This window comes from Candidatus Andeanibacterium sp. (assembly GCF_057143545.1).
Map to the genome: position 1 here is coordinate 1 of NZ_DBNHSF010000028.1, position 23,211 is coordinate 23,211.

The 23,211-nt window shown below is 65.1% G+C and carries 24 protein-coding genes; 21 read left to right on the forward strand and 3 right to left on the reverse strand.

Annotated features, from left to right (window positions below):
• On the forward strand, nt 1–279 hold a 279-nt coding region (locus AC16XC_RS01850), incomplete at its 5' end, for a 4a-hydroxytetrahydrobiopterin dehydratase (protein WP_484032931.1).
• Entirely contained in the window at nt 279–788 is a 510-nt protein-coding gene (locus AC16XC_RS01855) for a DUF1697 domain-containing protein (protein WP_484032932.1), read from the forward strand. The genes AC16XC_RS01850 and AC16XC_RS01855, both read left to right, overlap by 1 nt.
• Here the strand turns inward: AC16XC_RS01855 and AC16XC_RS01860 are convergent.
• The 3 genes from AC16XC_RS01860 to AC16XC_RS01870 form a co-directional block, all read right to left on the reverse strand.
• Nucleotides 785–1,603 carry an SDR family oxidoreductase gene (locus AC16XC_RS01860; protein WP_484032933.1) on the reverse strand — a complete coding sequence of 273 codons (819 nt, stop codon included), beginning with the start codon at nt 1,601–1,603 and terminating at the stop codon, nt 785–787. The two genes, AC16XC_RS01855 and AC16XC_RS01860, sit on opposite strands and share 4 nt — an antisense overlap.
• Before the next feature lie 42 nt (nt 1,604–1,645).
• Entirely contained in the window at nt 1,646–2,458 is an 813-nt protein-coding gene (locus tag AC16XC_RS01865; protein ID WP_484032934.1) for an SDR family oxidoreductase, read from the reverse strand.
• 83 nt (nt 2,459–2,541) lie between these two features.
• Nucleotides 2,542–3,159, reverse strand: coding sequence for a DNA-3-methyladenine glycosylase family protein (locus tag AC16XC_RS01870; protein WP_484032935.1), 618 nt, complete (start codon nt 3,157–3,159; stop codon nt 2,542–2,544).
• An 89-nt stretch (nt 3,160–3,248) separates the two neighbouring features.
• On the opposite strand from AC16XC_RS01870, the gene AC16XC_RS01875 reads away from it, so the two are divergent.
• The 19 genes from AC16XC_RS01875 to ftsA all read left to right on the forward strand — a co-directional run bounded on the left by AC16XC_RS01875 (nt 3,249) and on the right by ftsA (nt 23,188).
• A complete protein-coding gene (locus tag AC16XC_RS01875) occupies nt 3,249–3,566 on the forward strand; it encodes a 2Fe-2S iron-sulfur cluster-binding protein (RefSeq protein ID WP_484032936.1) in 318 nt (105 codons plus the stop codon).
• A 73-nt stretch (nt 3,567–3,639) separates the two neighbouring features.
• Entirely contained in the window at nt 3,640–4,644 is a 1,005-nt protein-coding gene (locus AC16XC_RS01880) for a cysteine synthase A (RefSeq protein WP_484032937.1), read from the forward strand.
• A gap of 44 nt (nt 4,645–4,688) precedes the next feature.
• Nucleotides 4,689–5,045: a hypothetical protein gene (locus AC16XC_RS01885; RefSeq protein WP_484032938.1), complete on the forward strand. Its 357-nt coding sequence runs from the start codon at nt 4,689–4,691 to the stop codon at nt 5,043–5,045.
• Nucleotides 5,046–5,082: 37 nt separating this feature from the next.
• Entirely contained in the window at nt 5,083–5,805 is a 723-nt protein-coding gene (locus AC16XC_RS01890) for a Gldg family protein (protein ID WP_484032939.1), read from the forward strand.
• 352 nt (nt 5,806–6,157) lie between these two features.
• A complete protein-coding gene (locus AC16XC_RS01895) occupies nt 6,158–6,658 on the forward strand; it encodes a division/cell wall cluster transcriptional repressor MraZ (RefSeq protein ID WP_484032940.1) in 501 nt (166 codons plus the stop codon).
• Complete coding sequence (rsmH, locus tag AC16XC_RS01900) at nt 6,655–7,608, forward strand: 16S rRNA (cytosine(1402)-N(4))-methyltransferase RsmH (RefSeq protein WP_484032941.1); 954 nt, start codon at nt 6,655–6,657, stop codon at nt 7,606–7,608. Before AC16XC_RS01895 ends, rsmH begins: the two co-directional genes overlap by 4 nt.
• Nucleotides 7,608–8,129, forward strand: a complete 522-nt coding sequence (locus tag AC16XC_RS01905; protein ID WP_484032942.1) for a hypothetical protein — start codon at nt 7,608–7,610, stop codon at nt 8,127–8,129. The genes rsmH and AC16XC_RS01905 overlap by 1 nt, the downstream gene beginning before the upstream one ends.
• Nucleotides 8,126–9,859 (forward strand): peptidoglycan D,D-transpeptidase FtsI family protein, encoded by a 1,734-nt coding sequence (locus AC16XC_RS01910; RefSeq protein ID WP_484032943.1) that lies wholly within the window; start codon nt 8,126–8,128, stop codon nt 9,857–9,859. The genes AC16XC_RS01905 and AC16XC_RS01910 overlap by 4 nt, the downstream gene beginning before the upstream one ends.
• Nucleotides 9,856–11,346, forward strand: a complete 1,491-nt coding sequence (locus AC16XC_RS01915; protein ID WP_484032944.1) for a UDP-N-acetylmuramoyl-L-alanyl-D-glutamate--2,6-diaminopimelate ligase — start codon at nt 9,856–9,858, stop codon at nt 11,344–11,346. The genes AC16XC_RS01910 and AC16XC_RS01915 overlap by 4 nt, the downstream gene beginning before the upstream one ends.
• The gene (locus tag AC16XC_RS01920; RefSeq protein ID WP_484032959.1) at nt 11,346–12,818 is read left to right on the forward strand and encodes a UDP-N-acetylmuramoyl-tripeptide--D-alanyl-D-alanine ligase; all 1,473 of its coding nucleotides are present in this window, start codon (nt 11,346–11,348) and stop codon (nt 12,816–12,818) included. The genes AC16XC_RS01915 and AC16XC_RS01920 overlap by 1 nt, the downstream gene beginning before the upstream one ends.
• On the forward strand, nt 12,819–13,889 hold the full coding sequence (gene mraY / locus AC16XC_RS01925) for a phospho-N-acetylmuramoyl-pentapeptide-transferase (RefSeq protein ID WP_484032945.1): 1,071 nt from the start codon (nt 12,819–12,821) through the stop codon (nt 13,887–13,889).
• A 5-nt stretch (nt 13,890–13,894) separates the two neighbouring features.
• A complete protein-coding gene (gene murD, locus AC16XC_RS01930; RefSeq protein WP_484032946.1) occupies nt 13,895–15,265 on the forward strand; it encodes a UDP-N-acetylmuramoyl-L-alanine--D-glutamate ligase in 1,371 nt (456 codons plus the stop codon).
• Nucleotides 15,262–16,500 carry an FtsW/RodA/SpoVE family cell cycle protein gene (locus AC16XC_RS01935; RefSeq protein ID WP_484032947.1) on the forward strand — a complete coding sequence of 413 codons (1,239 nt, stop codon included), beginning with the start codon at nt 15,262–15,264 and terminating at the stop codon, nt 16,498–16,500. Before murD ends, AC16XC_RS01935 begins: the two co-directional genes overlap by 4 nt.
• Nucleotides 16,497–17,678, forward strand: a complete 1,182-nt coding sequence (gene murG / locus AC16XC_RS01940; protein WP_484032948.1) for an undecaprenyldiphospho-muramoylpentapeptide beta-N-acetylglucosaminyltransferase — start codon at nt 16,497–16,499, stop codon at nt 17,676–17,678. Before AC16XC_RS01935 ends, murG begins: the two co-directional genes overlap by 4 nt.
• The gene (gene murC, locus AC16XC_RS01945) at nt 17,675–19,090 is read left to right on the forward strand and encodes a UDP-N-acetylmuramate--L-alanine ligase (protein ID WP_484032949.1); all 1,416 of its coding nucleotides are present in this window, start codon (nt 17,675–17,677) and stop codon (nt 19,088–19,090) included. The genes murG and murC overlap by 4 nt, the downstream gene beginning before the upstream one ends.
• Nucleotides 19,087–20,037, forward strand: a complete 951-nt coding sequence (murB, locus tag AC16XC_RS01950) for a UDP-N-acetylmuramate dehydrogenase (protein ID WP_484032950.1) — start codon at nt 19,087–19,089, stop codon at nt 20,035–20,037. Before murC ends, murB begins: the two co-directional genes overlap by 4 nt.
• Before the next feature lie 10 nt (nt 20,038–20,047).
• On the forward strand, nt 20,048–21,001 hold the full coding sequence (locus tag AC16XC_RS01955; RefSeq protein WP_484032951.1) for a D-alanine--D-alanine ligase: 954 nt from the start codon (nt 20,048–20,050) through the stop codon (nt 20,999–21,001).
• Nucleotides 20,998–21,915: a cell division protein FtsQ/DivIB gene (locus tag AC16XC_RS01960; RefSeq protein WP_484032952.1), complete on the forward strand. Its 918-nt coding sequence runs from the start codon at nt 20,998–21,000 to the stop codon at nt 21,913–21,915. The genes AC16XC_RS01955 and AC16XC_RS01960 overlap by 4 nt, the downstream gene beginning before the upstream one ends.
• Complete coding sequence (ftsA, locus tag AC16XC_RS01965; protein WP_484032953.1) at nt 21,905–23,188, forward strand: cell division protein FtsA; 1,284 nt, start codon at nt 21,905–21,907, stop codon at nt 23,186–23,188. Before AC16XC_RS01960 ends, ftsA begins: the two co-directional genes overlap by 11 nt.
• Nucleotides 23,189–23,211: the final 23 nt, after the last annotated feature.

The following is a 23,211-nucleotide window of genomic DNA, read 5'->3' on the forward strand; positions in this document are numbered from 1 at the left end:
CAACTCACCGAGGAGGAACGGATCGACGCGCTGTCGGAATTGCCCGGCTGGCACTTGCGCGACGACAAGCTCGCGATTAGCCGCGAATTCAAGTTCCGCAATTTCAGCGAGGCCTGGGCCTTCATGAGCCGGGTCGCGCTGCTCGCTGAGGCGCAGGACCATCATCCCGAATGGTCGAACGTCTACAACCGGGTCGAGATCGTGCTCACCACCCACGATGCCGGCGGGCTGTCGGCGCGCGACATCAAGATGGCGACCGCGATCGACGCGATCTGCTGATGCAGGGTTGGGTCGCCTTGCTGCGCGGCGTCAATGTCGGCGGCAATAACCAGCTGCCGATGGCCACGCTCAAGGCGATCGGGGAACAGGCCGGCCTTGCCAATGTCCGCACCTACATCGCCAGCGGCAATCTCGTTTTCTCCAGCGACAAGCGCGAGGATGAAATTCGCAGCACGCTTGAACAGCTGATCGAGGCCGAATGTGGCAAGCGATTGGGCGTGGTGGTGCGGAGCGCCGATGAAATGGCGATGATTGCGGCAAACAATCCATTCGCCGACCAGCCCGGTAACCGGGTGGTCGCGATCTTTGCCGATGGCGAGCTTTTGCTGGAGGGCGCGCGTAACCAGCAGAACGAGCGCCTCGGCCTGGGAAGTCGCGCGATCTACGTTCATTACCCCGACGGACAGGCAAACACGAAGCTGGTCATTCCCTCTGCCAAGGACGGCACCGCGCGCAACATGAACACGGTCGCCAAGCTGGCCGAATTGGCCATGGCTGCAGCGCGCTAGCCTTCGCGCTCTTCCAGTTTCTCTTCCATTTTCTTGCCGCGCGCGTGCAGCTTGCCGGGCATCCATTTGGCGAAGAAGCTCATCTTCCTGGCGGTCTTGCCGACGATCCAGTGCAGCCTTTTTGGGTGATGAACCGCGTCCCACGCATTCTGCGCCACGACCTCGACCGGCGTGAATTCGAGCCCGGAATCGACCACGATCTGGCGGATCGGGACATTGCGCTTCTCGTTCGGGGGGACGGACAGCAGCGGCGTATCGATAAAGCTCGGCATCAGGTCGCGCACGCGGATGCCGTCTTTGGCCCATTCGGCATCGAGCGTTTCGGTGAGCGAGCGCACGCCGGCCTTGGTCGCACCGTAGATGCTCTGGTTGGGCATGCCGTAAAGCGCGGCCGCGCTGGCGGTGTTCAACAGGCACGAGCCCGGCGCGGTCGCCTTGAGCCAGGGATATGCTGCCTGCGCGCCGTAGATCACGCCCTTGAGATTGATGTCGAGCGTGCGGTCGATCTCGTCCCTGGTCAAATCCGCGAGCCCGCCGGCCAAGGGGACTCCGGCATTGTTGGCGAGCACATCGATCCTCCCGCCTGCCGCGGTGGCAAAGGTGCGCAGGGCCTCGTCCCAGGCATCGCGCTCGCGCACGTCGAAGCGGTGCGAATAGGTGAAACCATTGGCGATGAGCCGCTCGGTTTCCTCCATCCCGGCCTCGTTGACGTCGCCGAGGCCGACGAACCAGCCTTCGGCGGCGAATTTGAGCGCGATCGCCCGGCCGATCCCCGATCCTCCGCCGGTAATGAAGATTGCGCGCCGCGCCGCCATGCCGTTCCTCCGAATTATCGGGCCGGCATATAGCGGGGCGCCTTATTCGCCAAGGCGGACCTTCATCAGCTTGCGCGACCGGCGGCGGAGATAGGCCGGGGCGAATCGCGCGGCGAGCGCCATCTGCCTTGCCGTGCTTCCGATATAGTGATGCATTTTCCGGTCATGCGCCGCCTGCCAGGCCGCCTCCGCGACGTCCTCCACGGGAACGAAGGGCATCCCGGCAGCGATCACCGTCTCGCGCTTGGGGATGTTCGAATGCTGGTTGGCCGGCTGGGCAAGGAGCGGGGTGTCGATGAAGCCGGGAAACAGCGCCGCCACCTTGATCCCGTCATCCTGCCATTCCGTATCGAGCGCTTCGGTGAGCGCGCGAACCGCGAACTTGGTCGCCGAATAGACCGACATCCCGCCGATCCCGTAGATTGCCGAGGCGCTCGCGGTGTTGATCAGACAGCTCCCGGGAGCCGAGGCGAGCAGCCAGGGATGGGCCGCCCTTGCACCATGGATCACGCCCTTGAGATTGACGTCGACCAGCTGGTCGATCTGCGCTTCCGACAATTCGGTAATGGTGCCGCCATGGCCAACCCCGGCATTGTTGGCGAGAACGTCGAGCCGTCCGCCCGAGCGCTCCGCGAATTCGGCAAGAGCCGCGCGCCATTCGGCCGAATTGCGGACATCGAGCCTGTGGCTCGACGACATTCCGGCCGGCAGCAGGGCCGCCGTCTCAGCCATACCCGCTTCGTCGACATCGCCCAGCCCGACCAGCCAGCCCTCGCGCGCATAGCGTTGGGCAATCGCCCGCCCGATCCCCGAGCCGCCGCCGGTGATGAAGATGGTTTTTGTTTTCTTCGACATGCTGGCCACCCTTTCAGAGCGCGGCGCTGTTTTAGCCCACGCGGCGCTCTAGAGCGCCGCGTTGTTATAGCCCGCGTGGCGCTCTAGAGCGCCGCGTTGTTATAGCAATGCCAGGTGAAGATCGCGACGGCTCCACGATGCGGCCGCCAGGCCTCGGCCAGTTCGCGGACCGCCTTTTCGCCCGGCCGTTCCTCGAGGCCGAGGATCCTGCCGACCCCGGCCTGCACCGCGAGGTCGCCCGCCGGCCAGATATCGGGGCGGCCTTCGGCGAACAGCAGGTAGATTTCGGCCGACCAGCGCCCGATCCCCTTGATCAGGGTCAGCTGCGCGATCGCTGCTTCATCGTCCTGCGGCAGGGCTTCGAAATCCAGCGCGCCGCAATCGACCAATTCGCAGAGTGAGCGGATATAGGATTGTTTCTGGCGCGAGAGCCCGCAGCCGCGCAAGGCATCGAAATCGCTCGCGAGGATCGCTTCGACCGGCAGGTCCTCGCCCAAGAGAGCCTCGAATTTGGCCCACATCGAATTGGCGGCGGCGACGCTCACCTGCTGGCCAACAATCGTGCGCAGCAAGGTCTTGTACCCGCGCGGCCGGACGCGCGGTTCGGGATAGCCGGCGAGGGCCAGCGCCCGGGCCATTGCCGGCTCGATCGCCGCGACGGCATCGACCCCTTGTCCGATCTGTTCCGCCGTCAGTCCCATCGCCCGCCTGCTTGCATTATTCGACCCCAGCCACTAGCAGCCCGCGCGAATGGCCGATAGGCCGCATGCGATCTTGAGGATTGGACGAAATGCCAAAGCTGACCGTGGTCAACCGGGCCGGAGAAGAATCGACTGTCGAAGTCGGCGAGGGCCTGACCGTGATGGAAGCGATCCGCGACAATGGCTTCGATGAGTTGCTGGCGCTGTGCGGCGGCTGCTGTTCCTGTGCCACCTGCCATGTCCATGTCGATCCGGCCTTCAAGGACCTGCTGCCGCAGATGACGATCGACGAGGACGATCTGCTCGATTCCTCGCGCGACCGCGACGAGAACTCCCGGCTTTCTTGCCAGATACCTTTCACCGCCGAGCTCGACGGGCTCAAGGTCACGATCGCCGAAGAGGATTGATCGAAGCGCTGCTTGCGCGTTCCCAAGCGCATTTGCATTGCGACACGCCGCCCCACGCCTTAACGAGGCGCGCATGACTGCGCCGCGTTACGACAAAGCCCTCGATCTCATCGGTAACACCCCGATCGTCCGCCTGCAGGGCGCGAGCGAAGCTGCCGGTTGCGAAATCTGGGGCAAGTGCGAATTCATGAATCCGGGCGCCTCGGTGAAAGACCGGGCGGCGCTGTGGATCATCCGTGATGCCGAAGCTCGCGGCGAATTGCAGCCCGGCGGGACGATCGTCGAAGGAACGGCGGGCAATACCGGCATCGGCATCGCCCTGGTGGCCAACGCGCTGGGCTACAAGACAATCATCGTCATGCCCGACAACCAGTCGGCCGAGAAGATGGCGACCCTGCGCGCGCTCGGTGCCGAGCTGGTGCTGGTCCCGCCAACGAAGTTCTCCAACCCCGGCCATTTCGTGCACACATCCCGGCGGCTCGCCGAAGAGACCGAGGGCGCGGTCTGGGCCAACCAGTTCGACAACATCGCCAACCGCAAGGCCCATATCGAAGGCACGGCGCGCGAATTGTGGGAGCAGATGGAGCACCGGATCGACGGGTTTACCTGCGCGGTCGGGACCGGGGGCACGCTGGCGGGCGTCGGCCTGGGGCTCAAGGAGTTCGACGAGAACGTCACGATCGCGTTGACCGACCCCTTTGGCGCGGCGCTCTACAATTACTATGCCCATGGCGAGCTTCAGGCAGAGGGCAGTTCGGTTGCCGAAGGGATCGGCCAGGGCAGGATCACGGCCAATCTCGAAGGTGCCCCAGTCGATACGCAATTTCGCATTTCGGACGAACAGGGGCTCGAATGGGTAGCCCAGCTGCTCAGGGAAGAAGGGCTGTGCACCGGGCTTTCGACCGGAATCAATGTCGCGGGCGCGGTCGAGCTCGGCAAGCAGCTCGTGGCCCAGGGCAAGGAAGGCGCGCGCGTGGCGACGATCCTGTGCGATACGGGATTCCGCTATCTCTCGACGCTCTACAATCCCGAATGGCTCGAACGAAAGGGCCTGCCGGTATTCGACTGGCTCAAATGAAACGCGGTCTTGGAGTGTGGCGCCGGTTGGGCTAGATTTGCTTAATGGCGAGCGATCCGAAATTCGACATCGACCTGAACGATGAAGCCGGCACAAGTATCGGTTTTGCCCGGCGCCGCGAGGCGATCCAGCGCTTGCAGGTTGGGCTGGCCGGGCTGTTCATCATGGTTTTGCTGCTCAGCCTGGCATCGGTAGTCCGCGATCGGGCGACCGAAGTCGAGCAGACTACGGTCAGCGACAATCCCGAGGCCTTGACCGCGGAGCCGCCTGCGACATCGTCACGGAAGGATCCGCTGGCGGACGCAGGCGTCGTGCCGGATCTTCCTGCCGAACCATCGCAATCCAGTTCGCAGGGTCGGAATTCCAGCACCGACGCCAATGCCACCCCGACGCAACCTTAGACTTGCGCTGTTGGCCGGTGCGGCAATTCTTGCAGGCGTGTTCGTCCTGTGGTTGGCACTGCCTGCGGACCGCGCCGCCAAACGGGAGCCTGCGCCGGGAAACGATGCGCCGCTTGCGCTGTTCACCAGCCTGCCGCTCTACTGGACGGAAAGCGAGGACATCGGCGAATTGCTGGACGATTCGAGCCAATTGCACTGGGCTCGCCGCGCGCTGGAACGGCAGGAAGTGCTGCACCCGCTCGACTATCTGGCGACCGGGAATCTCGAACAGTACGGGGCCTTGCTGGTTGCGCAACCGCGCGCGCTGTCGCCGGAGGAAAACGTCGCGCTCGACAACTGGGTGCGCAGCGGCGGACGGCTGCTGCTGTTTACCGATCCGCTGCTCACTGCGGAGAGCCGCTTCGGGCTCGGCGATCCTCGCCGCCCGGCCGATGTCGGTCTGCTCTCGCCGATCCTTGCGCGCTGGGGGCTCGAACTGACCTTCGATCCCGACCAACCCGAGGGCGTCCGGACGGCCGAAGTGCTTGGCGAACAGATGCCGGTTGAAATGGCAGGGAAGTTGGTCGACTTTCCCGTGCCGCCCGGGGCCACCAGCGAATGCAGATTGCTGGCCGACGGGCTGGCAGCGGATTGCACAATCGGGGCGGGAGGCGCGCTGGTGATCGCCGATGCTGCGCTGCTCGATCGCGACGCACCCGACCAGGAACAGCGGGGCGAAATCCTGCTGCACCTGCTGAATCACTCTTACGGAATCGAATGAGCAATTACGGGGATTTCGCGGGAGAGACTCGCTCGAATTTCAGGATTCGCCCGCAATGCGCTGTTTTTCCATGGAACATCGAACGAACATCGGACGTGTTGGTGGCGCACGGGATTTCAAAAATGATAGATAATTCAGTAAATTAAAACTATATCCCCTAAATTCCCGCGATTTTCCCTTTCATCCCCGCATTCTGCGAGTTACACAGACTCCCTATCGGACAGATTGTTCCTGTTGCATTCCGGCTTGGAATGGGCGGGTCGCGGGCGCGCGCGGCCGGCCACAGGGGAGCTTTGTCCGGGATTACCGGGTCCGATCGCGCTTCGAGAGGACCCAAGGACGGGACGGGGCAATGGCGACCGCGGCAAGGGTCATTTACAGCGGGCAGGGCTTTTCGCTTCGCGGCGAGAAGAACCGCTTCGTGCTTCCCCCGGCCTTTCGCAAGCCCGTCGCCGAATCGAGCGACGCACGCATCCTCTGCCTCGCCAAACATGAACGCTGGAACTGCCTGACCGGGTTCGGCCTGTCGCGCGGCGCCGAACTCGAAGCCCAGATCGAACGCGAGGAGGAAAACGCGATCCGGCGCGGCGAGGCCTTCGATTCCGACTTGCGCCGGATCCAGCTGTTCGGGTTTGCCGAACTTCCGTTCGACGCCAGCGGCCGCTTCATCATGCCCGATCACCTGGCCGGACTCGGCGGCCTGGTTGGCGGTGTCTTCTTCCAGGGGGCGGGGGCCTTCTTCACCCTGTGGAATCCCGAGGAACTCTATCGCATGGGCGCGGGCTGGGAAGGCGCCCAGGCCGCATGCCGCGCGCTCGTTGCCGAAAGTTCGGGGAAGGGCCGTACCGGATGAGCGCGCAAATATCCTCTGGCCATGTACCGGTCCTGCTCGAAGAAGTGATCGCCGCACTCGATCCCGCGCCCGGCGACGTGATCGTCGATGCCACCTTCGGCGCCGGAGGCTATACGCGCCGCCTGCTCGACGCCGGGGCGACGGTCCATGCCTTCGATCGCGATCCCGATGCAATCGAAGCCGGTCTCGCCTGGCCGGAAACACTCGAAAACCCGCCGCGCCTTGTCCTTCATCCGCGTCGCTTCTCCGAGATGCTCGCTGCCTTGTCCGAGGCGGGGATCGAGGAAGTCGACGGCGTGGTCCTGGATCTCGGTGTATCCTCGATGCAGCTCGATCGGGCGGAGCGCGGCTTCGCCTTTTCGGCGGAGGGACCTCTCGACATGCGCATGAGTCGAGAGGGCCCCTCTGCCGCCGATTTCCTCAACACTGCTCGCGAGGAAGAGATCGCCGACGTGCTGTATCGCTATGGCGAAGAGCGCAAGTCGCGCAGGGTCGCGCATGCCATCGTCGCCGCGCGCCCGCTCGAGACCACCGGCGACCTCGCCCGCGTGGTCAGGAGGGCGCTGGGCTATCGCGCCGGGTCTCCCACCGATCCCGCTACCCGCAGCTTCCAGGCCATCCGCATCCATGTAAACGGCGAACTCGACGAGCTTGAGGCCGCGCTTGCGGCAACGGAAAGGCTGCTGGTCGAGGGCGGCAGGTTGGCGGTCGTCAGCTTCCACAGTCTCGAAGACCGGATCGTCAAGCGCTTCCTGCGCGACGCTTCGGGCGGAGCGGCCGGGAGATCGCGGCACTTGCCCTTCGCCAATGACGAAGTTCCGGCGACCTTTGCCGAATTGTCCAATGCCATCCGACCGTCTGAGGCGGAATGTGCTGCCAACCCGAGGGCGCGTTCGGCAATCTTGCGGGCCGCGATCCGCACCGCCGCCCCGGCCCGGGAGGCAGCGTAATGGCCAGCGCACCCATCGGCGGCGGCGGCTTCAGGAAGATCGGCTGGGCGATGGTGCTGTTGACCTGCGCCGGGCTTTACGGCGCGCTTCACTTGAGGGTGAACGCAGTCAAGAGCGAAGTCGCGCTTGCCGAACGGCAGATCGTCGCCCTGCAGGAGGAGAGAATGCTCCTCGAGACCGAGTTCCAGACCCGCGCCAACCAGCGCCAGCTGGCGATGTGGAACCAGGTCGAATTCGGATATTCGGCTCCGACTGCCGACCAGTTTCTCGATGGCGAGCGCCAGCTGGCCCAGTTCGGACAGCCCCGGATGGTGGGGGCTCCCGAGCCGATCCGCGTGGCCAGCGCCCCGCGGCCGGAAGAGGCGCGATCCCTTGCCGACCTGATCTCGACCCCGGCGATGGCCGCGGAGGCGGTCATGGACCCCGATGGCGATGGCCAGCGGCCCGCAAATCTGCCGGTACGTTTCGTCGAGGGCGCTGCCCAGATCGCGATCGACGACATGGTGGAGGCAGGAGAGTGAATGCCCTGACCTTCAGCACGGCGGTAACGGCCGGACGGGTCTCGCTCGTCAATACGCGGCAGCGGTGCTTGCTTGTGGCACGTTTTCGGGCCTTGTGGATCGTCTGCATGTTCGTCGCGATCGCTGCCGCCGCCTTGCTGAGAATTGCCTATCTCGGCGTCGTCCAGCCCGGGCCAAGCCAGGTTTCGATCGCCGATGTGCTGCTTCCGCCGCGGGGGGAGATCGCCGATCGCAACGGCGTCCCGCTGGCGCTGGCATTTCCCGCCTATGCTCTCTGGTACAACCCGCAGGCCCTGGGCGGAGGGGGATCGCCGCTGGTTCGCTCGCCGAGCGAAATCGCGGCGCGACTGGTGGAGATCTTTCCCGATCTCGACCAGGTGGCGCTCACTCGCCAGCTGCAAAGCGGGCAGCCGGGCTATCTCCGCCGCCGGGTCCTGCCGGAGGAAGCCAATCGCGTGAACCAGATCGGCGAGATCGCGCTGGAGCTTCCGCGCGAGACCGACCGGCACTATCCGCAAGGGTCGATGGCTGCCCATGTGCTGGGCTTCGTGGCCTCGGACGGCCATGGCCGGGTCGGCATGGAAGCCGCGCTCGACAAGCGCCTGCTCGATCCGGCGACCAAGGGGCAACCGGCCGAACTGTCGATCGATCTGCGGGTGCAGGGCGCGCTGGAGGACGAGCTCCAGCGTGGCATGCTGTCCGTGAATGCGGTGGGCGCGGCCGGGATTGTGCTCGATGTCGATACCGGCGAAGTGCTGGCGCTGGCCTCGCTGCCCGAATTCGATCCCAACAAGATCGACAGCGAAGGCCAGCGGAACATGTTCAACCGGGTGACCAACCAGGTCTACGAACTCGGTTCGACCTTCAAGCCGCTCACCGTGGCCGCGGCGATCGACGCCGGCGTGATCACCGACTTTTCTCGCCGCTATCCGGCGGAGCCTTTTCCCGTGAGCGGCTACACCATCGGCGATCTGCACAGCATGGGAGCGAGCCTCAACGTGCCCGAGGCGCTGATCCATTCCTCCAACGTGGTCACGGCCCGCATCGTCGATGAAATGGGCGCCAGCACGCTCAAGCGCACGATGGAAGATCTCGGGATGAACGAGCGGCCCTATATCGAATTGCCCGCTCGTGGCATGCCGCTGTGGCAAAGGGGAGAATGGCCGCGCCTGACCGCAATGACGGTCGGCTATGGCCATGGCATTTCCGTCACGCCGCTGCACCTTGCCAGCGCCTATGCCGCGATGGTCAATGGCGGAATCTGGCGTCCGGCGACGCTCAACAAGCTTGCTCCCGGGACCGCGCCCAAGGGACGCCGGGTGTTCAAGGCCTCGACCAGCGCGCGGATGAACCAGCTCCTGCGGATGATCGCGCTCTACGGGACCGGCCGCAATGCCGACGCCAAGGGCTTCCGCGTCGGCGGCAAGACCGGCTCGGCCGAAAAGCCGGGGGAGGGCGGCTATCGCCGCACGACGCTGGTCTCGACCTTCGCCGCCGCCTTCCCGATGGACCGCCCGCGTTATGTCGTGATCGCCATGCTCGACGAACCGCAGGGAACGGTCGCCAGCTCTTTCCAGCGCACGGCGGCCTGGAATGCCGCCCCCATCGTCGGCCGGCTGGTTCCGCGGATCGGGCCGATGCTGGGCGTGATGCCCGACGAAAATCGCGACATCGACATTTCCGATCTCAGGCCGCTGGTCGAAGGCGGCAATGAGGACGACGAGGCGTGAAGCTGGGGACGATTGCAGAGGCCGCCGGCTTCGATGCGGGCGCGTCGAGCGAAGCGCAGGTTACCGGTTTCGCGATCGATCACCGCAAGGTTGCACCCGGGACGGTGTTCGGCGCGTTTCGCGGCGCGCGCTTCAATGGCGAGGACTTCATCCCCAGCGCGGTCTTGCACGGGGCGATAGCAGTGGTCGCGACGCCCGAAGCAAAGGTCGAAGGCGCGGTGCATTTTGCCGATGCCCAGCCGCGCAGGGCTTTTGCCCGGCTCGCCGCGCCGTTCTTCCGCCCGGTGCCGCAAACGGTCGTCGCCGTCACGGGGACGAACGGCAAGACCTCGACCGTCGAAATGACCCGCCAGATCTGGCGCATGGCGGGTGAGCGCGCGGCGTCGATCGGCACGCTCGGCGTCACGACCCCCGACGAAAGCGTATCGACCGGCTTGACCACGCCCGATATCGTGACCTTCCTGTCCAACATGACCGGGCTGGCGCGCGAGGGCGTGACCCATGTTGCCTATGAGGCTTCGAGCCACGGCCTGTCGCAGTACAGGAACGAAGGCCTGCCGGTCTCCGCCGGGGCCTTCACCAATCTTTCGCGCGACCACCTCGACTATCATTCGGACATGGAAGATTATTTCGCGGCCAAGATGCGGCTGTTCGACGAGGTCGTATCGCCCGATGGCGCGGCGGTCGTCTGGTTGGGCGACGGGCCGGGCGGCGATTGGTCGCGGCGCGCCTGCGAACATGCGAGGAACCGCGGACTACGGTTGCTGACGGTGGGCGAGGCGGGTGAGGCAATCCGCTTGCGGGCCCGCGAGCCCGGACAGTTGGGGCAGCGAATCCTGCTTGGATACGAAGGCGGTACGTTCACTGTGAACCTGCCGTTGATCGGAGCATACCAAGCGGCCAATGCCCTGGTCGCAGCGGGGCTGGTGCTGGCAACCGGTGGCGATCCGTCAGCGACGTTCGATGCGCTTTCGCGCCTGCAACCGGTGCGCGGCAGGCTCGAACGCGCGGCGATCACGTCGGCGGGCGCGCCGGTCTATGTCGACTACGCCCACACCCCCGATGCACTGGGCGCGGCCATTGCGGCGCTCAGACCGCATACCGTCGGCCGGCTGATCACGGTATTCGGGGCAGGCGGCGACCGCGACCAGGGCAAGCGCGCCGAAATGGGCAAGATCGCAATTGCCCATTCAGACCAGGTTATCGTGACCGACGACAATCCCCGCGGCGAGGACGCCGCCGCGATTCGTGCGATGGTGCTCGAAGGTGCGGAGGGCGCAAAGGAAATCGGCGACCGGCGCGAGGCAATTGCCGTAGCCATCGAACTGGCCGGCAGGGACGATATCGTCCTCATCGCCGGCAAGGGCCACGAACAAGGCCAGATCATTGGATCGGGAGACAACATGAAAGTCCTGCCGTTTGACGATGTAACCGTCGCGCGCGAATGCGCCACGCCGCGGCCAGGCAATGCCGGGAGCGCAGGCTGATGGTGGCGCTCCCCGAACTGCTTTCCTGGCTCGTCCAGCCGTCCGACAATTTGCCGCTGGCGCTGTGGGATGCCGCCTCGATCGCCGCGGCGACGGGCGGCAGGGCGAGCGCCGATTTCCAGGTCGCCGGAGTCGAGATCGATTCGCGCGATATCATGGAAGGCGACCTGTTTTTCGCGCTCAAGGGCGAAAATTCCGACGGCCACCAATATCTCGACAAGGCGTTTGCCAATGGCGCCGCCGCGGCGGTTGTCGAGCGCCCGATCGCGCAGCCGCATGTGCTGGTGATGGATACCTCAACTGCACTTGAGGCATTGGCCAAAGCCGCACGAAACCGGGCTTCCGCAAAGATCGTCGGGGTCACCGGCTCGGTCGGCAAGACCGGGGTCAAGGAGGCGATCTTCGCCGCGCTCGATCGTTCGAGCAGGGGTGCGGCCCACCGCAGCATCCGCAGTTACAACAACCATGTCGGGGTCCCCTTGAGCCTTGCGCGCATGAACGCAAGAACCGGTTTCGCGGTGTTCGAGATGGGCATGAACCACGCTGGCGAAATCCGCGCCCTGACCGTACAGGTGCGTCCGCATGTCGCGGTCGTCACCGCCATTGCCCCGGCCCATATCGAAATGCTCGGCAGCGAAGAGGCGATCGCCGACGCCAAGGCGGAAATCTTCGAAGGCCTGGAAGTGGGAGGGACGGCGATCATCCCTGCCGACAGTCCGCATTTCGAGCGTTTGCGCGATGCTGCACTTGCATGCGGAGCGAAAATTGTCGCGTTCGGCGCGGGCGGACACGCCGATGTCCGGCTGCTCGATGCCATCCCGCACGAAAATGGCGGCTCGCTGGTAACCGCCGACCTCGGCGACCGGCGCGTCTGTTACACGGTCGCCGAACCGGGCGAACATTGGGTATCGAATTCGCTCGCGGTGATGGCGGCCGTCCAGGCGGTTGGCGGAGATCTCGGAACTGCCGGGCTGAGCCTGGCCGAGATGGGCGGCCTCAAGGGCAGGGGCGCGCGCCACCGGATCGAGCTTGCGGGCGGCAGCGCCTTGCTGATCGACGAGAGCTACAACGCCAACCCGTCATCGATGCGGGCGACGCTTGGCCAGCTGGGCCACACGCCGGCCATGCGGCGGATCGCGGTGCTGGGCGCGATGAAGGAGCTCGGCGATTTCGCTCCGGCGTTTCATGCCGCACTCGCCGAGCCGATTGCCGCGGCCAAGGTCGATTGCGTTATCCTGGTCGGAGAGGAAATGGCGGCGCTTTCGCGGGAGTTGGGGAAAGGCGCGGGCGGCCTGCTTGGAAATGTCACGCACCATGTCCAATGCGATTCAGCCGAAGCGGCCATTTCGGCGCTCGAGGACTATGGCCTCAAGGGCGGCGATGCGGTTCTGGTGAAGGGATCGAATTCGGTGGGACTGGCGCGGCTGGTCAGCTATTTCACCGGCCTCGACGCAAGGCACGAGGAAGGCTGAATGCTTTATCTTATCGCGCAATGGCTGGATTTCGAAGGGCCGGCCAACCTTGTGCGCTACCAGACGTTTCGCGCGGGAGCCGTCCTGATGACGGCGCTTATTATCGGCCTGATCATCGGTCCGCGCTTCATCAGCATGCTCCGGATCCGGCAGGGCAAGGGCCAGCCAATCCGCGAGGACGGGCCCAAGAGCCACTTCGCCAAGTCCGGCACGCCGACCATGGGCGGATTGATGATCCTGACCTCGCTGCTCGTTTCGATGCTGCTGTGGATGGACCTGACAAATCCGTTCGTCTGGGCCTGCATGGCGGTAACGGTCGGATTCGGCCTGATCGGGTTTCTCGACGATTACGACAAGGTCACCAAGCGCAGTTCCAAGGGTGTCCCGGGCAGGGTTCGCCTGCTGACCGAATTCCTGGTCGCGGGGATCGCCGCGTGGCTCATCGTCAGCCAGATCAGCACCAATATCTACGTCCCGTTCTTCAACGACCTGATCATCCCGCTGGGTTGGTTCTATTATGTGTTTGCGGCGACGGTGATCGTCGGCTTCGGCAATGCGGTGAACCTGACCGACGGGCTCGACGGTCTGGCCACTATGCCGGTGATCGTTGCGGCAGGAGCCTTTGCGATCATCAGCTATCTCGCCGGCCGGGTCGACTATGCGAGCTATCTCGGCATTCCGCATGTCCCCGGCGCGGGCGAACTGGCGATTTACTGCGCGGGGATCATGGGCGCCGGGCTAGCTTTCCTGTGGTTCAATGCCCCGCCCGCGGCGGTGTTCATGGGCGATACCGGCAGCCTCGCGCTTGGGGGAGCACTGGGCGCGATCGCCGTAGCGAGCCATCACGAGATCGTGCTGCTGATCATCGGCGGAGTGTTCGTGCTCGAGACCGCTTCGGTCATCATCCAGGTGTTTTGGTTCAAGCGGACCGGCAAACGGATCTTCCGCATGGCCCCCGTCCATCACCATTTCGAGCAGTTGGGCTGGCCGGAATCGACCGTGGTGATCCGGTTCTGGATCGTCTCGATCATCTTTGCGATGATCGGCCTTGCGACGCTCAAGCTGAGGTAGCCGAATTGATCGTCTCGGGGGTCTTCGCCGGAAAACGCTATGCCATACTGGGGCTCGCCCGGTCGGGCCTCGCCGCCGCCGAGACCCTGCTCGCCAGCGGTGCCGAGATCGTCGCCTGGGACCGGCTGGACAATGCCCGCGCGGCGCTCGAGGGCCGGGCGAAACTGGCGGATCCGCTGGCGATCGACCTGACCGGCTTCGACGGGGTGGTGGTTTCGCCCGGCGTCCCGCTCAACACCCACCCGATAGCCGAATATGCCCGGATGCACGAGGTCCCCGTGATCGGCGATATCGAGCTGTTCGCTCTGGCCCGCGCCGACCTGCCGCGCCACAAGGTGGTCGGCATCACCGGCACAAACGGCAAGTCGACCACCACCGCACTGGTCGACCATCTGTTCAAGAGCGCCGGAATGCCCTCCCTGATGGGTGGCAATATCGGCCTGCCGGTGCTCGCCCAGGATCCGCTTGCGGAAGGCGGGGCCTATGTCCTCGAACTCTCGAGCTACCAGATCGACCTGACCTATTCGCTCCAATGCGACGCGGCCGCGTTGACCAATATCACGCCCGACCATCTCGACCGATATGACAATTTCGCAGGTTATGCGGCATCCAAGGCCAGGCTGTTCGAAATGCAGGACCCGGCGCAGTTCGCGGTTTTCGGCTGTGCCGATGCGCCGACGATCGAAATCTGCAAGCACGAGATCGCCCGTCGCCCGCAGGGCCGCGCGGTCTGTGTCGACAAGCCGGCCCTTGTTTCGCTCCAGTCCGGATGGCCGTCGCTCCAGGGGCCGCACAATCTCGAAAACGCGGCGATTGCCGTGGCTCTGGCAATGGAGGCAGGCCTTTCCCGGGAGCAGGTCCTGGCCGGGCTGGCGAGCTTCAGGGGTCTCGCCCACCGGATGGAGCGGCTGGGGACCTTTGATGGCGTCCTCTATATCAACGACAGCAAGGCGACCAATCCGGCATCGGCTGCGCCGGCGCTGGCGGCCTGGCCGCCGAGTCCTGGTCCTTCTGGGCCTGAACGGCGGATCCACTGGATCCTTGGCGGATTGCCGAAGGGCGACGACCTTGGCGAATGCGAGGCGTTTTTCGGCAATGTCGCCGCCGCCTATACGATCGGCGAGGCCGGGCCGCGCTTCGCCGAATTGCTCGAGCCCCATACGAAGGTCGAACGCTGCGAATTGCTGAGCGAAGCAGCGGGGCGGGCCGTGAAGGCCGCCAGGCCGGGCGATGTCGTGCTGTTTTCCCCTGCCTGCGCCAGTTTCGACCAGTTCCGCGATTATGAAATGCGCGGCGACGCGTTTCGCGAGATCATCGGGGCGTTGACCGGCGCCCTTCGGATAAGCGAACTCCAACCGGGGAGACCGGCCGCGTGAGCTATTCGCAGCCCTATATTCCCGGATGCGGATCGAATGCGCCCCGCGGCCCGCGTATCAGGCGCAGCCGTGGCGACCAGTTGCGCATCTGGTGGCGCGAAGTCGACCGGGTGCTGCTGTTCCTGATCCTGTCGCTGATGGCAGCGGGGACGATCGCGGTCGCGGCCGCTTCCCCGGCCCGCGCGCGCAGGCTTTCGACAGCAAATATCCAGTTGGACGACCTCTACTTCTACTGGCTTCACTTGCGCTGGCAGCTCCTGGGAGTCCTCACTCTCCTCGGCATATCCTTCGCACCGAAGGAATGGGCGAGGAGGGGCGCGGTGCTCGCCGCGGCCGGTTTGCTGGTGGCGTTGATGCTGGTTCCGCTGGCCGGGTTCGAAGTCAACGGCGCGAAGCGCTGGCTCAATATCGGCGTTTCGTTCCAGCCTTCGGAGTTCCTCAAACCGGCCTTTGCCGTCACGCTGGCATGGATCATTTCCTGGCGCGCGCGCGATCCCGGCCTGCCCGTGGTGGCGATTTCGGGCGCGGCGGTGGCGCTGGTTGCAGGCCTGTTGATGGCACAGCCGGATTTCGGTTCGACCATGCTGTTCTTCGGCACCTGGTTCGCGCTGGTCCTGCTTTCGGGGATCGACATCCGCCGGATCGGGATATTGTCGGGCACCGTCATGGCCGGCGTGGTTGCGACCTATATCTTCTATGACAATGCCCGTCACCGGATCGATGCCTTTCTCGGCGGCGGCACCGCCTACGACCAGGTCGACCTTGCCAGCCGGACGCTGCTGGCCGGCGGCTGGACCGGCAGCGGATTGTGGCTTGGCACCCGCAAGCTCTCGCTCCCCGAAGCGCATACCGACTACATCTTCTCGGTGATCGGGGAGGAATTCGGCCTGGTCGCCTGCGCCCTGATCGTGCTGCTCTATTGTGCGATAGTGGTGCGCGTGCTGGTGCGGATGGCCGAAGAAGACGATCTCTTCACCCTGCTTGCCGGAACCGGCCTGACTGTCCTGATCGGCGGTCAGGCCTTCATCAACATCCTGGTCAATTTGCAGCTGTTCCCGTCCAAGGGCATGACCTTGCCGCTGGTTAGCTATGGCGGATCCTCGACCATCGCATTGTGCCTGACTGTCGGCTTGCTGCTGGCGTTGACCCGCCGCAACCCCTACCTTGACCGCGACGGCTTCGACTGGCTGGTCCAGTTGGCGAAGCGGCGTAAGGCGCAAGGAGGCACGGCATGACGAGGGCAACGCGGCACTTCGTGCTCGCGGCAGGGGGTACCGGCGGGCACCTGATCCCGGCCTTCGCGCTGGCCACCGAACTCGGCCGCCGCGGGCATCATGTGGCACTGATCACCGACGAGCGGGGCGCGGCGATTCCGGGCAAGCCCGACAATCTGCCAGCACATACGCTGCCGGCGGGCCGCTTCGGCAAGAACCCGCTCAAGTGGTTCGGCGGGATCAAGTCGGTCCTTGAAGGGCGGGGAATGGCGCTCCGTCTTTTCGAGAGCTTCGAGCCCTCGGCAGTGGTCGGATTCGGCGGCTATCCAGCGCTTCCGGCGCTGCTGGCAGCGATTTCGGCGGGAATTCCCGCGGTTATCCATGAACAGAATGCGGTGCTTGGCCGGGTCAACCGCCTGCTGGCAGGGCGGGTCGATGCAATCGCGACCTCCTATCCCGATGTCGCACGTCTGAAATACAGGCATTGGGACAAGGTCCACTTGGTCGGCAATCCTGTCCGGGCGGAGGTCCTTGCCCTGCGCGACGAACCGTTTCCGCAATTTACCGAAGACGGGTTGCTGCGGGTACTCGTGACCGGCGGTAGCCAGGGGGCGCGGATCCTGTCCGAAGTTGTACCCGACGGGCTCGCGATGCTCCAGCCGGCCTTGCGCGCGCGGCTGCAGGTGATCCAGCAATGCCGCCCCGAAGACCTTGACGCGGTGCGCGAGCGTTATTCCTCGCACGGGATTCCGGCGGAGCTCGGCACCTATTTCGAGGACATGGCCTCTCGCCTGGCCGATGCGCATCTGTTCATCGGGCGTGCCGGGGCTTCGACGATTGCCGAAATCACCGCGGTCGGGCGCCCGGCGATCCTCGTCCCCTTGCCAATCGCGACCGACGATCACCAGGCGGCCAATGTCCGCGAACTGGTGAAATCGGGCGGCGCCCGCTCGATCCGCCAGCACAATTTCACCGCCAAGGAACTTGCCAAGCAGATCCAGGCGCTGGCCCAGAAGCCGGAGACGCTGGCCAATGCCGCGCATGCCGCCTGGAATTGCGGGCGGCCAAGAGCGGCCAAGGACCTCGCCGACCTCGTCGAGAGCTTCGGCGGGTCGGAATTGATGGACGTAATCCGGGTCGAGAATTCCGAACCGGTTGCCAATGGCCGCGAGGCCCTGGCGCGGGACGCGCACGAATGAAAGGTGTCGGAACCGATATCGGGACGATCCATTTCGTCGGGATTGGCGGGATCGGCATGTCCGGCATTGCCGAAGTGATGCACAATCTCGGCTATTCGGTGCAGGGCAGCGACATTGCCGAAAGCGCGACAGTCGAGCGGCTGCGCGCGCGCGGTATCGCGATCCATATCGGGCACGACGCGAAGAACCTGGGCGACGCCGCGGTGGTTGTCACTTCGACCGCGGTGCGGCGTTCCAATCCAGAAGTCGCAGCCGCGCTCGAGCAGCGCATTCCGGTGGTCCGCCGAGCCGAGATGCTGGCCGAACTGATGCGGCTCAAGAACACCGTCGCCGTCGCCGGGACCCATGGCAAGACCACCACTACAAGCATGATCGCCGCGCTGCTCGATGCCGGCGGGATCGATCCCACCGTCATCAATGGCGGGGTGATCGAAAGCTATGGCTCGAACGCCCGGATCGGCACGTCCGACTGGATGGTGATCGAGGCCGATGAGAGCGACGGCAGCTTTCTCAAGCTCGATGGGACGATCGCGGTCGTCACCAATATCGATCCCGAACATCTCGATCACTATGGCGGCTTCGACGAGGTCAAGAAGGCGTTTGTCGAGTTCATAGAGAACGTTCCCTTCTACGGCGCGGCGATCCTGTGCATCGACCATCCCGAGGTCCAGGCGGTGGTCGGCAAGGTGCGCGACCGGCGGGTCGTGACCTATGGTTTTTCGCTCCAGGCCGATATCTGCGGGGTCAATGTCCGCCCGCAGGATGGCGGCAATGTCTTCGACGTGGTGATCCGCCAGCGGGGCCAGGAGGACCGCCGGATCGACGGTGTCAGGCTGCCGATGCCGGGCCGCCACAATGTCCAGAATGCGCTGGCGGCTATAGCGGTTGCGATCGAGCTGGGGTGCAAGGATGACGTGATCCGCACCGGGTTCGCCAAGTTCGGCGGCGTGCGTCGCCGGTTCACCAAGGTCGGCGAGGCATTGGGTGCGACCATCATCGACGATTACGCCCATCACCCGGTCGAGATCAGGGCAGTGCTGTCGGCAGCGCGCGAGGCCGCGGCGAACCGCGTGATCGCGGTGGTCCAGCCGCATCGCTACACCCGTTTGCGCGACCTGATGGAAGACTTCCAGACCTGTTTCAACGATGCCGATCTGGTCTATGCCGCGCCGGTCTATCCGGCGGGCGAGGATCCCATCAAGGGCGTCGACAGCAAGACGCTGGTGCAAGGGATCAAGGCGCGAGGACATCGCGCCGCGGCGGAAATCGCAGGCCCGGACGAACTTGCCGCGACGCTCGCGGAAACGCTCGAACCCGGCGACATAGTGGTTTGTCTCGGCGCGGGCGACATCACCAGATGGGCCGCCGAATTGGCTCAAGGAATTTCGGTCCGGAAGGGGAAGGCGGCATGAGCTGCGCGCCCTATTCGGAGATCGACGAGGCGACGGTGACGGAGCTCCCGGTCCGCAACGTGCGCGGGAAGCTCACCAAGGACGCGCCGCTTGCACCCCTGGTGTGGTTCAAGACGGGCGGCAAGGCCGACTGGCTGTTCGAACCGGCCGACCTTGACGACCTCACCCATTTTCTCGACCAGCTCGGAGGGAGCATGCCGGTCATGGCGCTGGGCCTCGGCTCGAACCTGATCGTTCGCGATGGCGGGGTTCCGGGCGTGGTGATCCGGCTCGGCAAGCCGTTCGCGCAGGTCGAAACTGTCGCCAAGGGATGGTTCGGTATCGACAATGTCCTCAACTGCGGTGGCGGGGCGAGCGGCATACAGGTCGCCAGCATGGCACGCGACCATGCGATTGCCGGGCTCGAATTCCTGCGCGGGATTCCCGGCACGGTCGGCGGCTTCGTGCGGATGAATGGCGGCGCCTATGGCAGGGAAGTTGCCGACGTGCTGGTCGATTGCGACGTGATCCTGCCCGGCGGCGAGTTTGTCACCCTGCCGGCCCGGGATCTCGATTTCAGCTATCGCCATTCGTCCTTGCCCGAAGGATGTATTGTCGTGGCGGCCCGGTTCCGCGGGGAACCCGGAAATCCCGACGAAATCGCCGCCGAGATGGACCGGATCGCCAAGGCGCGCGAGGAATCGCAGCCCTTGCGCACGCGGACCGGCGGCTCGACCTTCAAGAACCCGCCGGGGCAGAAGGCGTGGCAACTGGTCGATGCGGCCGGCTGCCGCGGTCTGACCATGGGCGGAGCACAGGTGAGCGAAAAGCACACCAATTTCCTGATCAATACCGGCAACGCCACCAGTGCCGATATCGAAGGGCTGGGTGAGGAAGTCCGCCGCCGGGTTGCGCAGTCGCAGGGGGTCGATCTCGAATGGGAAATCAAGCGGGTGGGAAGGCCGTGAGGAAATTGGCATGACCCTCCCCAAACTCCACGTCGTCGTCCTGATGGGCGGCTGGTCGAGCGAGCGTGAAGTCTCGCTGATGTCCGGCGAGGGCGTCGCCGAGGCGCTCGAAGCGCGCGGGCACCAGGTCACGCGGATCGACATGGATCGCGACGTTGCGGCGAAGATTGCCGAAGCCAGGCCCGATGTCGTGTTCAACGCGCTGCACGGGGTTCCGGGCGAGGACGGCACGGTACAGGGCATGCTCGACCTGATGGGCATACCCTATACCCATTCCGGCCTCGCTTCCTCCGTGATCGCGATCGACAAGGAACTGACCAAGCTGTTGCTCGTGCCGCGCGGAGTCCCGATGCCTGGCGGCAGGATCGTGAAGAGCGAGGAATTGTTCGAAAAGGACCCGCTGCCGCGCCCGTTCGTGCTGAAGCCCATCAATGAAGGGTCTTCGGTCGGGGTCATCATCGTCACCGATGACAGCAATTGCGGCAATCCGATCCGCCGCGATGCCGTAGGGCCGTGGAACCGGTTCAAGGAACTTCTCGCCGAGCCCTATATCAAGGGCCGCGAACTCACGACGGCGGTGGTTGGCAACAAGGCGCTGACCGTGACCGAACTGGTGCCCAAGTCCGGCTTCTACGATTTCACCGCCAAATATACCGACGGGATGACGGTCCATGTCTGCCCGGCCGACATTCCGGTCGAGATCGCCGAATTGTGCAAGGCCTATGCCCTGAAGGCGCACCAGGCGCTGGGCTGCAAGGGCACCAGCCGCTCCGATTTCCGGTGGGACGACGAGCAGGGCCAGGCCGGGCTGTTCCTCCTCGAAACCAATACCCAGCCGGGCATGACGCCCTTGAGCCTGGTGCCCGAACAGGCCGCCTATTGCGGGATGGATTACGGCGACCTCGTCGAAGCGATCATTGCCGACGCGCTGGCCTCATCGCATGCCGGGGAGGAAGCGGCATGAGCCAGACGATCAGGCGCAAGGCCAGGGGCGTCCGCCGCACCGCCGCCGCGCAGAGCAAGGCGCGCCGCGCCCGTTCGGCCAGGGCCAGGACCGGCTCATTCCTCGATTGGCTGGTGCGGATCCTGCCGTTTACCGAAAGGCAGCTGCAGAACGCATTTCTCGCCATGATCCTGGGTGGGGGCGTGGCCCTGGCCTGGTTCGTTGCCAGCCTCGCCGGGGTCCCGGCCATGGCAGGCCGGCAGGTCGCGCAACTCTCCGAAGACGCCGGTTTTGTCGTCCGGAACATCGAGTTGCGCGGCACCGAACGTCTCAATGAAGACAAGGTCTATCAATTGGCGCTCGGCCAGCAGCGGCCGATGCCGCTGGTCGATCTCGAAGCGCTCAGGCAGGAATTGCTCGAACTCAGCTGGGTCAAGGACGCCCGCGTGTCGCGCCGCCTGCCGGATTCGATCGTCATCGATATCGTCGAGCGCAAGCCGCATGCGGTGATGCGCAAGCCCGGCCGCTACGTCTTGATCGACGCGACCGGGGCGGAGTTGGAGCCGATTGCCGAGTCCGCAGCCCTGGCCTACCTCGTGATCGAGGGGCCCGGTGCCGGCAACCAGGTTGCCGCGCTCGACCGATTGCTCGAAGCTACGCCGGCGCTGCGCGACCGGATCGATCACGCCGAATGGGTCGGCAACCGCCGCTGGAACCTGACTTTCGACACCGACCAGGTGCTGGCCCTGCCCGAAGGCGGCGAGGAAGCCGCCGATGCGCTGGTGAAATTCGCCCGCCTCGAAGGCATGAACCAATTGCTCGCGGGCCAGGCAACGGCGTTCGATATGCGGGTCGCCGGGCGGATCGCGATGCGGATTCCCGGCCGATCCGAAGCCCGTTCACTTTCCACCGCGGAGGAGGGCGATGGCGAATAATCCGCGGCTTTCCCGGGTCTTCGGTGCAATCAATATCGGTTCGTTTCGCATCTCCGCGATGATCGCGGGGTTTACCGAAAGCGGCGAAATGGTCGTGCTCGGATCGGGTCATCGCGCCTCGCAGGGGATCAAGCGCGGCTATGTCACCGACATGGCTGCCGCCACTTACGCGGTGCGCGACGCGATCGAACGGGCGGAAAAGCTCGCCGGGATGAGCGTGTCGAGCGTCTGGATCGGCTGTTCGGGAGCCGGGCTCGCCAGCCGCATCACCCAGGTCGAGATCGACATCGGCGGGCGGCGGATCGAGGAAGAGGACATCGAGCACCTGCTGGTGGCGGCGCGCGAAGGCCTCCAGCCCGACGGCCGGATGGTGCTGCATGCCCAACCGGCGCATTATACCCTCGATGGCGCGCATGGCGTGGCCAATCCCAAGGGGCTGCATGCCGAGCGGCTGGCGGTCGATATCCATGTCATGCTGGCCGACGGAGCGCCGGTCCGCAATATTACCGAAGCCGTGCAGAACGCCCATCTCGAAGTCGAGGGGGTGGTCGCTTCGCCGGTTGCGGCGGGCCACGCATGCCTCGACCAGGAAGAGCGCGACCTGGGCGTCGCGCTGATCGAACTGGGGAGCGAGATCACCAATGTCGGCGTCTATGCCTCAGGTATGCTGCTCGGGATGACCGCGATCCCGATCGGGGCCGGTGACGTCACCGATGCAATCGCTTCGCATTTCGGTATTCGCCGGTTCCAGGCCGAGCGGCTCAAATGCGTCGCCGGTTCCGCGATCGCCAGCCCGACCGATCATCGGGAAATGATCCCGGTCAACGGCCCCGGCGAGGATGCCGGCCTGCCCCTGGCCCGCCATGCCGACGACCGGAACCGCATCCCGCGCGCCGAGCTTGTTTCGGTGATCACTGTCCAACTGGACCGGCTGGTGGGCGAGATCGGCAAGGCGCTGAAATCCATGGGCTATCGCGGCCAGCGCGGTCACCAGGTGGTGTTGACCGGAGGCGGGGCGGAACTTGCGGGAATTGCGGATTATTTCCAGGGAGCGCTGGCCTGTCCGGTGCGGATCGGCAAACCCCCGGCACTGACCGGCCTGCCCGAAGCCCACGGGGCGCCCGGCTTTTCGACCCTCGCCGGGTTGGTGCTCTATGCCGCGGCCGATCCGGTCGACATCCGCTCGGTCGGGACGCGCTTCCAGGAAACGACGATGCCCACCGGGCTGGCGATGGCCCGGCGGGTGTTCCGGGCAATGAAGGAATATTTCTAAAGGTTAGGCGAGGTTTAACCATG

Bases quoted from the DNA above. Each gene is read 5' to 3' on its own strand.
- AC16XC_RS01855 (WP_484032932.1), top strand. From the start codon at position 279: ATGCAGGGTTGGGTCGCCTTGCTGCGCGGCGTCAATGTCGGCGGCAAT.
- AC16XC_RS01860 (WP_484032933.1), bottom strand. From the start codon at position 1,603: ATGGCGGCGCGGCGCGCAATCTTCATTACCGGCGGAGGATCGGGGATC.
- AC16XC_RS01865 (WP_484032934.1), bottom strand. From the start codon at position 2,458: ATGTCGAAGAAAACAAAAACCATCTTCATCACCGGCGGCGGCTCGGGG.
- AC16XC_RS01870 (WP_484032935.1), bottom strand. From the start codon at position 3,159: ATGGGACTGACGGCGGAACAGATCGGACAAGGGGTCGATGCCGTCGCG.
- AC16XC_RS01875 (WP_484032936.1), top strand. From the start codon at position 3,249: ATGCCAAAGCTGACCGTGGTCAACCGGGCCGGAGAAGAATCGACTGTC.
- AC16XC_RS01880 (WP_484032937.1), top strand. From the start codon at position 3,640: ATGACTGCGCCGCGTTACGACAAAGCCCTCGATCTCATCGGTAACACC.
- AC16XC_RS01885 (WP_484032938.1), top strand. From the start codon at position 4,689: ATGGCGAGCGATCCGAAATTCGACATCGACCTGAACGATGAAGCCGGC.
- AC16XC_RS01895 (WP_484032940.1), top strand. From the start codon at position 6,158: ATGGCGACCGCGGCAAGGGTCATTTACAGCGGGCAGGGCTTTTCGCTT.
- rsmH (WP_484032941.1), top strand. From the start codon at position 6,655: ATGAGCGCGCAAATATCCTCTGGCCATGTACCGGTCCTGCTCGAAGAA.
- AC16XC_RS01905 (WP_484032942.1), top strand. From the start codon at position 7,608: ATGGCCAGCGCACCCATCGGCGGCGGCGGCTTCAGGAAGATCGGCTGG.
- AC16XC_RS01920 (WP_484032959.1), top strand. From the start codon at position 11,346: ATGGTGGCGCTCCCCGAACTGCTTTCCTGGCTCGTCCAGCCGTCCGAC.
- mraY (WP_484032945.1), top strand. From the start codon at position 12,819: ATGCTTTATCTTATCGCGCAATGGCTGGATTTCGAAGGGCCGGCCAAC.
- murG (WP_484032948.1), top strand. From the start codon at position 16,497: ATGACGAGGGCAACGCGGCACTTCGTGCTCGCGGCAGGGGGTACCGGC.
- murC (WP_484032949.1), top strand. From the start codon at position 17,675: ATGAAAGGTGTCGGAACCGATATCGGGACGATCCATTTCGTCGGGATT.
- murB (WP_484032950.1), top strand. From the start codon at position 19,087: ATGAGCTGCGCGCCCTATTCGGAGATCGACGAGGCGACGGTGACGGAG.
- AC16XC_RS01955 (WP_484032951.1), top strand. From the start codon at position 20,048: ATGACCCTCCCCAAACTCCACGTCGTCGTCCTGATGGGCGGCTGGTCG.
- AC16XC_RS01960 (WP_484032952.1), top strand. From the start codon at position 20,998: ATGAGCCAGACGATCAGGCGCAAGGCCAGGGGCGTCCGCCGCACCGCC.
- ftsA (WP_484032953.1), top strand. From the start codon at position 21,905: ATGGCGAATAATCCGCGGCTTTCCCGGGTCTTCGGTGCAATCAATATC.